Genomic DNA, 6,289 nt, shown 5'->3' with positions numbered 1-6,289 from the left:
TCCTGGCCCCGCCGGAGGACCGGGCCCTGCGCCTCGCCGCCCTGCGCAGAGGGGGTGAGGTGATTCTGACCCCATGGGACGACGAAGAACTGCGTTTGAGGCTCTACCGGAGCCTGGAAACGCACTCCCGGTTGAGGTCACTTCACTCCCAGGTAGAGGAGCTGCGGCGCCTGTCGGTGACGGACGGGCTCACCCAGGTCCACAACCACCGCTACTTCCAGGAACGGCTGCGCGAGGAGTTCCGCCGCTCCCAGCGCTACGACGAGAGCCTCTCTCTCATCCTGGTGGACCTGGACCACTTCAAGAACATCAACGACGCGCACGGCCACGGCGCCGGGGACCGCGTCCTCCGGGAGGTGGCCGCCTCCCTCCAGCACAGCGTGCGGGAGACGGACCTCGTGGCCCGCTACGGCGGGGAGGAATTCGCGGTCCTCCTGCCCTGCACCCACCTGCCCGGTGCCCTCACCGTGGCGGAGCGAATCCGCAAGGGAATCAACGAGTTGCACGCGGGTCCGGAGGGGGCCCTGCGCGTCACCGCGTCCCTGGGCGTGTCCAGCTTCCCCCACCGCGCCATCCTCGCCCCGGAGCAGCTGATGCTCACCGCCGACGAGGCCCTCTACCGCGCCAAGCGCGAGGGTCGCGACCGCATCTGCCTCCACCCCCCCGCACCCCTGTTTTCCGCGCCGCCTTCACGCGCAGGCTGACCCAGGGGTCAAACACCCGGGGTCCCATTTGACCCCGATAGGGTCGGTGGGTCTACAATGACCTTGCCCCTTTTTGTCATGTCTCTGAAAAGAGGCGTGAATCCCGGGGTTTATCCAAAACTCTGGTTTGGCAAGGCCATTGCAAATGTCGATTCCCGGAAAGTCCATGGGAACCCTGGGAGCTCAAGCGCAGGCGCAGGACACGGTCGCCCGAGGGCGGCTGCTGCTCGTGGACGACGAGGAGAACATCCTCAAGTCCATCCGGCGGGTGCTGCGACGCGGTGAGTGGGACATCGAGACGGCGACGGACGCCGAAACGGGCCTGCGCACGCTGGAGCGCTTCCGCCCGGAGGTCGTCATCTCCGACTTCCGCATGCCGGGGATGAACGGGGTGGAGTTCCTCACCCAGGTGAAGCTCCAGGAGCCCCGCGCCCAGCGCATCATGCTGACGGGGCAGGCGGATCAGCAGGCCATCGAAGAGGCCATCAACCGCTCGGAAATCTTCCGCTTCATCTCCAAGCCCTGGAACGACAGCCACCTCGTCCTCACGGTGAAGAGCGCCTTCGAGCAGTACGCGCTCCACACGGAGAACGACCGGCTTTACCGCGTCACCCAGGAGCAGAACGCGGAGCTCAAGCAGCTCAACGCGGAGCTGGAGGAGCGCGTCGCGCTGCGCACGCGCCTGCTGTCCACCGCGAAGCGCGAGTGGGAGCTGTCCTTCGACTGCATGGAGACGCCGCTCGCGGTGGTGCGCGCGCGGGACTTCGCGGTGCGCCGGGCCAACGTCGCCTACGCGCAGGTGGCCCGCCGCTCCATCGAAGAGGTGCCTTCGGACGTCCCGTGCCACCAGTACCTCTTCGGCCGGGACACGCCGTGCCAGGGCTGCCCGCTGCCCTCCGCCATGGAGACGGGCAAGGGCGCTCGCGGGGAAGTGCAGCAGGGCGGGCGCAGCTACGTGGTGGCCGCGTACCCGTTCGCCGGCGACGACCGCGCGGTGTGCACCTACCGCGACGTCACGGAGGAGCAGGCCATGACGCGCCGGCTCATCGAGACGGAGAAGATGGCCGCGGTGGGGCAGCTCGCGGGCGGCGTGGCGCACGAAATCAACAACCCGCTGGGTGGCATCCTCGCCTTCTCGCAGCTCATGTCCCGCGACGCGGGCCGCAGCGCGAACGACCTGGAGTCGCTGAAGCTGATTGAAGAGAGCGCGCTGCGGTGCAAGCGCATCGTGGAGAGCCTGCTGAAGTTCAGCCGGCACAGCCGCGTGGAGGACCGCCGCCTCTTTGATTTGTCCAAGTGCGTGGAGGACGCCGCGGTGCTCTTCCGCGCGCAGCTCAAGTCCATGCCCAAGGTGGAGCTGAAGCTGGGCCTGAAGGACGGGCTGCCCAAGGTGTACGGCGACCCCGGCACGCTCGCGCAGGTGGTGCTCAACCTGCTGCAGAACGGCCTGCAGTCACTGCCCAAGGCGGAAGGCCGCCTGTCCCTGGAGACGGGGCGCGAGGGCGACCGGACCTTCTTCGCGGTGACGGACACCGGGACGGGCATCGAAGAGAAGCACCTGCCGCGCATCTTCGAGCCGTCCTTCACCACCAAGCCGCCCGGTGAGGGCACCGGCCTGGGTTTGTCCATCGCCTATCGCATCGTCCAGGACCACGGGGGCACCTTCCAGGTGGACACCCACGTAGGCCAGGGCTCCCGCTTCACCGTCTTCCTGCCCATTCCCCTGCAGCTCGAGAGGTTGCCGTGAACCAAGTCAAGCGCGCCAAGGTCCTCGTTGTGGATGACGACTCCGTCGTCCTCAAGGCCGTCACCCAGATCCTCCAGCGGGAAGGCCACCCGGTCGTTGCCATCGACGACGCGGTGGAGGGGCTCGCGGCGGCGAAGGACCCGTCCATCGACGTGGTCGTGCTCGACATCAAGATGCCGCACCTGTCCGGCATGGACCTCTTGCGCGCCATCAAGGCGGACCGCCCGGACGTGGAGGTCATCATGATGACGGCCTTCGCCACCGTGGAGACGGCGGTGGAGGCGGTGAAGGCGGGCGCGTACGACTACCTCACCAAGCCCTTCGAGAACATCGACGAGGTCAGCCTCACGGTGGCCAAGGCCGCCGAGCGCAAGGCGCTGAAGGACCGCACCCGCGCGCTGGAGGAGGCGCTCACCGCGCGCAGCCAGTTCGAGGACCTCATCGGGCAGTCCTCGCAGATGCGCGCCGTGTTCAAGCTGGTGGAGACCGTCAGCCACTCCACCGCCACGGTCCTCATCCAGGGTGAGAGCGGCACGGGCAAGGAGCTCGTCGCGCGCGCCATCCACTACCGCAGCCCCCGCCGCGACAAGCCGTTCGTCGCCGTCAACTGTTCGGCGCTGACGGAGACGCTGCTGGAGAGTGAGCTCTTCGGCCACGTGAAGGGCAGCTTCACCGGCGCCACCGGCAACAAGAAGGGCCTCTTCGAGGCGGCCGACGGCGGCACCATCTTCCTGGACGAGATTGGCGACGTGCCCCCGGCCACCCAGGTGCGCCTCTTGCGCGTCCTGCAGGAGGGTGAAGTGAAGCGCGTGGGCGCCAACGAGCCCGTGAAGGTGGACGTGCGCGTCATCGCCGCCACGCACGTGGACCTGTCCCGCGCGAAGGAGCAGGGCAAGTTCCGCGAGGACCTCTTCTACCGCCTCAACGTCATCACCATCGACCTGCCGCCCCTGCGCGACCGCCCGGAGGACGTGCCGCTGCTCGCGCACCACTTCCTCAAGGTCTACACCGGCAAGGCGGACAAGAAGGTCACCGGCATCAGCCCCCGCGCCATGGAGGCCCTCACCTGCAACCGGTGGACGGGCAACGTGCGCGAGCTGGAGAACGTCATCGAGCGCGCGGTGGTGCTGACGGCCAACGACGCCATCGACGTGGAGGACCTGCCGCCCGGCTTCCAGGCCGCGCCCCAGGCCGACTCCGCGGTGGAGGTGTTCAGCCTGGCGCACCTGCCATACGCCCAGGCCAAGCGCCTGGCCATGCGCGCCTTCGAGCGCCGCTACCTCTCCGCGCTCCTGGAGAAGAACAACCACAACGTGTCCAGCGCGGCGCGCGCGGCCGGGGTGGACCGCTCCAACTTCCGCCGCCTGCTCAAGCAGTACGAAGTGGCCGGCCGCAGCATGAAGCCGCGCTCGCCCAAGGGCCCGGACGCGGACAACGGGCCGGACCTGCCTGCCCTGGAAGCCGCGTCCTGATGCCTCCCACGGGAGGACGGCCCGTTCAGCCGTCCTCTCCGGGCTCCCGCTCACCGCGCCGCGCGGCGAGCTGCTGCTGGATGGCCTCGTAGCGCTCGGACAGCTCCGCCTCGAAGCCGTTGCGGCTCGGGGTGTAGAAGCAGCGAGAGCGCAGGGCCTCCGGCAGGTAGTCCTCCGGGACGTAGTTGCCCTCGAAGTTGTGGGGGTACTTGTACCCGCCGCCGTACCCCAGCGACTTCATCAGCTTCGTGGGCGCGTTGCGCAGGTGCATGGGCACCGGCAGCGCGCCCTCCTTCGTCACGGCCTCGCGCACGGCCGCGTACGCGGCGATGACGGCGTTCGACTTGGGCGCGAGCGCCAGGTACGTCACGGCCTGGGTGAGGGGCAGGGTGCCCTCCGGCAGGCCCATCAGCTGGAAGGCGCGCAGCGCGTCCACCGCCACGCCCAGCGCTCTCGGGTCCGCGTTGCCCACGTCCTCCGACGCGAAGATGACCATGCGGCGGAAGATGAAGACGGGGTCCTCGCCCGCCTCCAGCATGCGCGTCATCCAGTACAGCGCGGCGTCCACGTCGCTGCCGCGCATGGATTTGATGAACGCGCTGACGACGTTGTAGTGCTCCTCGCCGCCCTTGTCGTAGAGCAGCATCTTCTGCTGGAGCGCTTCTTGCGCCACCTTGCGGTCCACCGCCGTGCGGCCGTACGCCGCCGCGGCCTCCAGCGCGGTGAGGGCCTTGCGCGCGTCTCCGCCCGCCGCGTCCGCGATGAACTCCAGCGCCGCGTCATCCACCGTCACCTTGCCGCCCAGGCCCCGGGGGTCCGCGACGGCGTGGCGCATGACGGCGATGAGCTCCTCCTGCTCCAGCCCGCGCAGGGTGATGACGCGGCAGCGCGACAGGAGCGCGGCGTTCACCTCGAAGGACGGGTTCTCCGTGGTGGCGCCAATCAGCGTGACGGTGCCCTTCTCCACGTGGGGCAGGAGCGCGTCCTGCTGCGACTTGTTGAAGCGGTGGATTTCGTCGATGAACAGGAGCGTCCGCTGGCGGTTCAGCTTCCAGCGGTCCTGCGCGCGGGCCACCGTCTCCCGGATGTCCTTCACGCCCGCGAGCACCGCGGACATGGTCTCGAAGGAAGCGCCGGTGGAGCGCGCGATGAGCTGGGCGAGCGTCGTCTTGCCCGTGCCCGGGGGGCCCCAGAGGATGAGGCTGGGCACCTGGTCGCTCTCCAGGGCGCGGCGCAGGAAGCGGCCCTCGCCGGTGAGGTGCTCCTGGCCCAGGTACTCGCTGAGCGAGGTGGGGCGCATGCGCTCGGCGAGCGGCGCCAGGACGGCCTGTTCCTTCTGGCTGGCGTGGTCGAAGAGGTCCATGGGGTCTCCAAACCTAGCGCCCTGTCCGCCCGGTGGCGCCCCCTTGTGATGTCCGGGGTTGGGCAGCCGCGTCATTTTCCTGGAGAGGACGGTTGTCCGGCTGGACTAGAACCCGGGGGGCGTGCAGACCCTGGTCATCGTCGCGAAGCGAGACACCCCGCGGGCCGTGGCCCTGGCGGCGGAAATCCATCAGCGCCACCCGAACCTGACGGTGCTGGCGGACCGCGCCCTGGCGCATGCGCTCAACTGGCCGCGCATCGAGGACCGGGAGCTGGCGGCCCGGGCGGACGCGGTGGTGGTGCTGGGCGGTGACGGCACGCTCATCTACGCGGCGCGCCTCTTGGGTGGACGCAACGTGCCCATCATCGGCGTCAACCTGGGCAGCCTGGGCTTCATGACGGAGATCTCCGTGGAGGAGCTCTTCGTCCGGCTGGACGACGTGCTGGCGGGGAACTTCCACGTGGACTCGCGGATGAAGCTGTCCTGCCGGCTCCTGCGCGGGGGCAAGGTCCTCATCGAGGATGAAATCCTCAACGACGTGGTCATCAACAAGGGCGCGCTCGCGCGCATCGCGGACCACGAGACGTCCATCGACGGGGTGCCCATCACCACGTACAAGTCGGACGGCGTCATCCTGGCCACGCCCACGGGCTCCACGGCGTATTCGCTGTCCGCGGGCGGGCCCATCGTGCACCCGTCGGTGGACTGCACCATCCTGTCGCCCATCTGTTCGCACGCGCTGACCCAGCGGGCCATCGTGGTGCCGGCGGACCGCACCATCCGCGTCACGCTGAAGAGCGAGACGGCGGACACGTACCTCACGCTGGACGGTCAGACGGGGCACTCGCTCCAGGGCGGGGACTGCATTGAAGTGGTGCGCTCGCCCAACCGCGTGGGCCTGGTGCGCAACCCCCGCGTGGCCTTCTTCACCATCCTCCGGCAGAAGCTCCACTGGGGCTGTCTCTTATAAACATCTGACGCTGCCGACGACTTAATAGGTGTA

Annotated in this window: 5 protein-coding genes; 4 read left to right on the top strand and 1 reads right to left on the bottom strand. The window is 68.8% G+C overall.

What is annotated here, in order from left to right; translation table 11 throughout:
* The 3 genes from D7W81_RS39005 to D7W81_RS38995 form a co-directional block, all read left to right on the top strand.
* Positions 1 to 704: GGDEF domain-containing protein (locus D7W81_RS39005; RefSeq protein WP_147445790.1), on the top strand; the 704-nt coding region annotated here is incomplete at its 5' end.
* 166 nt (positions 705 to 870) lie between these two features.
* Positions 871 to 2,451, top strand: a complete 1,581-nt coding sequence (locus tag D7W81_RS39000) for an ATP-binding protein (RefSeq protein ID WP_120560419.1) — start codon at positions 871 to 873, stop codon at positions 2,449 to 2,451.
* Positions 2,448 to 3,923, top strand: a complete 1,476-nt coding sequence (locus tag D7W81_RS38995) for a sigma-54-dependent transcriptional regulator (protein WP_120560418.1) — start codon at positions 2,448 to 2,450, stop codon at positions 3,921 to 3,923. Before D7W81_RS39000 ends, D7W81_RS38995 begins: the two co-directional genes overlap by 4 nt.
* A 25-nt stretch (positions 3,924 to 3,948) precedes the next feature.
* Here D7W81_RS38995 and D7W81_RS38990 read toward each other — a convergent pair whose 3' ends face one another.
* Complete coding sequence (locus D7W81_RS38990) at positions 3,949 to 5,286, bottom strand: replication-associated recombination protein A (protein ID WP_120560417.1); 1,338 nt, start codon at positions 5,284 to 5,286, stop codon at positions 3,949 to 3,951.
* 121 nt (positions 5,287 to 5,407) lie between these two features.
* Here D7W81_RS38990 and D7W81_RS44650 point away from each other — a divergent pair, with 121 nt between their 5' ends.
* A complete protein-coding gene (locus tag D7W81_RS44650; RefSeq protein ID WP_120560416.1) occupies positions 5,408 to 6,256 on the top strand; it encodes an NAD(+)/NADH kinase in 849 nt (282 codons plus the stop codon).
* The last annotated feature ends 33 nt before the right edge of the window (positions 6,257 to 6,289 follow it).

Origin of the sequence: Corallococcus aberystwythensis, from assembly GCF_003612165.1 — a bacterium.
Classification (GTDB): domain Bacteria; phylum Myxococcota; class Myxococcia; order Myxococcales; family Myxococcaceae; genus Corallococcus; species Corallococcus aberystwythensis.
The sequence above is the reverse complement of the archived record's forward strand: the minus strand, read 5'-3'. Positions and strand labels throughout refer to the sequence as shown.

Coding starts and splice junctions, on each gene's coding strand:
- D7W81_RS39000 (WP_120560419.1), top strand. CDS start 871: ATGGGAACCCTGGGAGCTCAAGCGCAGGCGCAGGACACGGTCGCCCGA.
- D7W81_RS38990 (WP_120560417.1), bottom strand. CDS start 5,286: ATGGACCTCTTCGACCACGCCAGCCAGAAGGAACAGGCCGTCCTGGCG.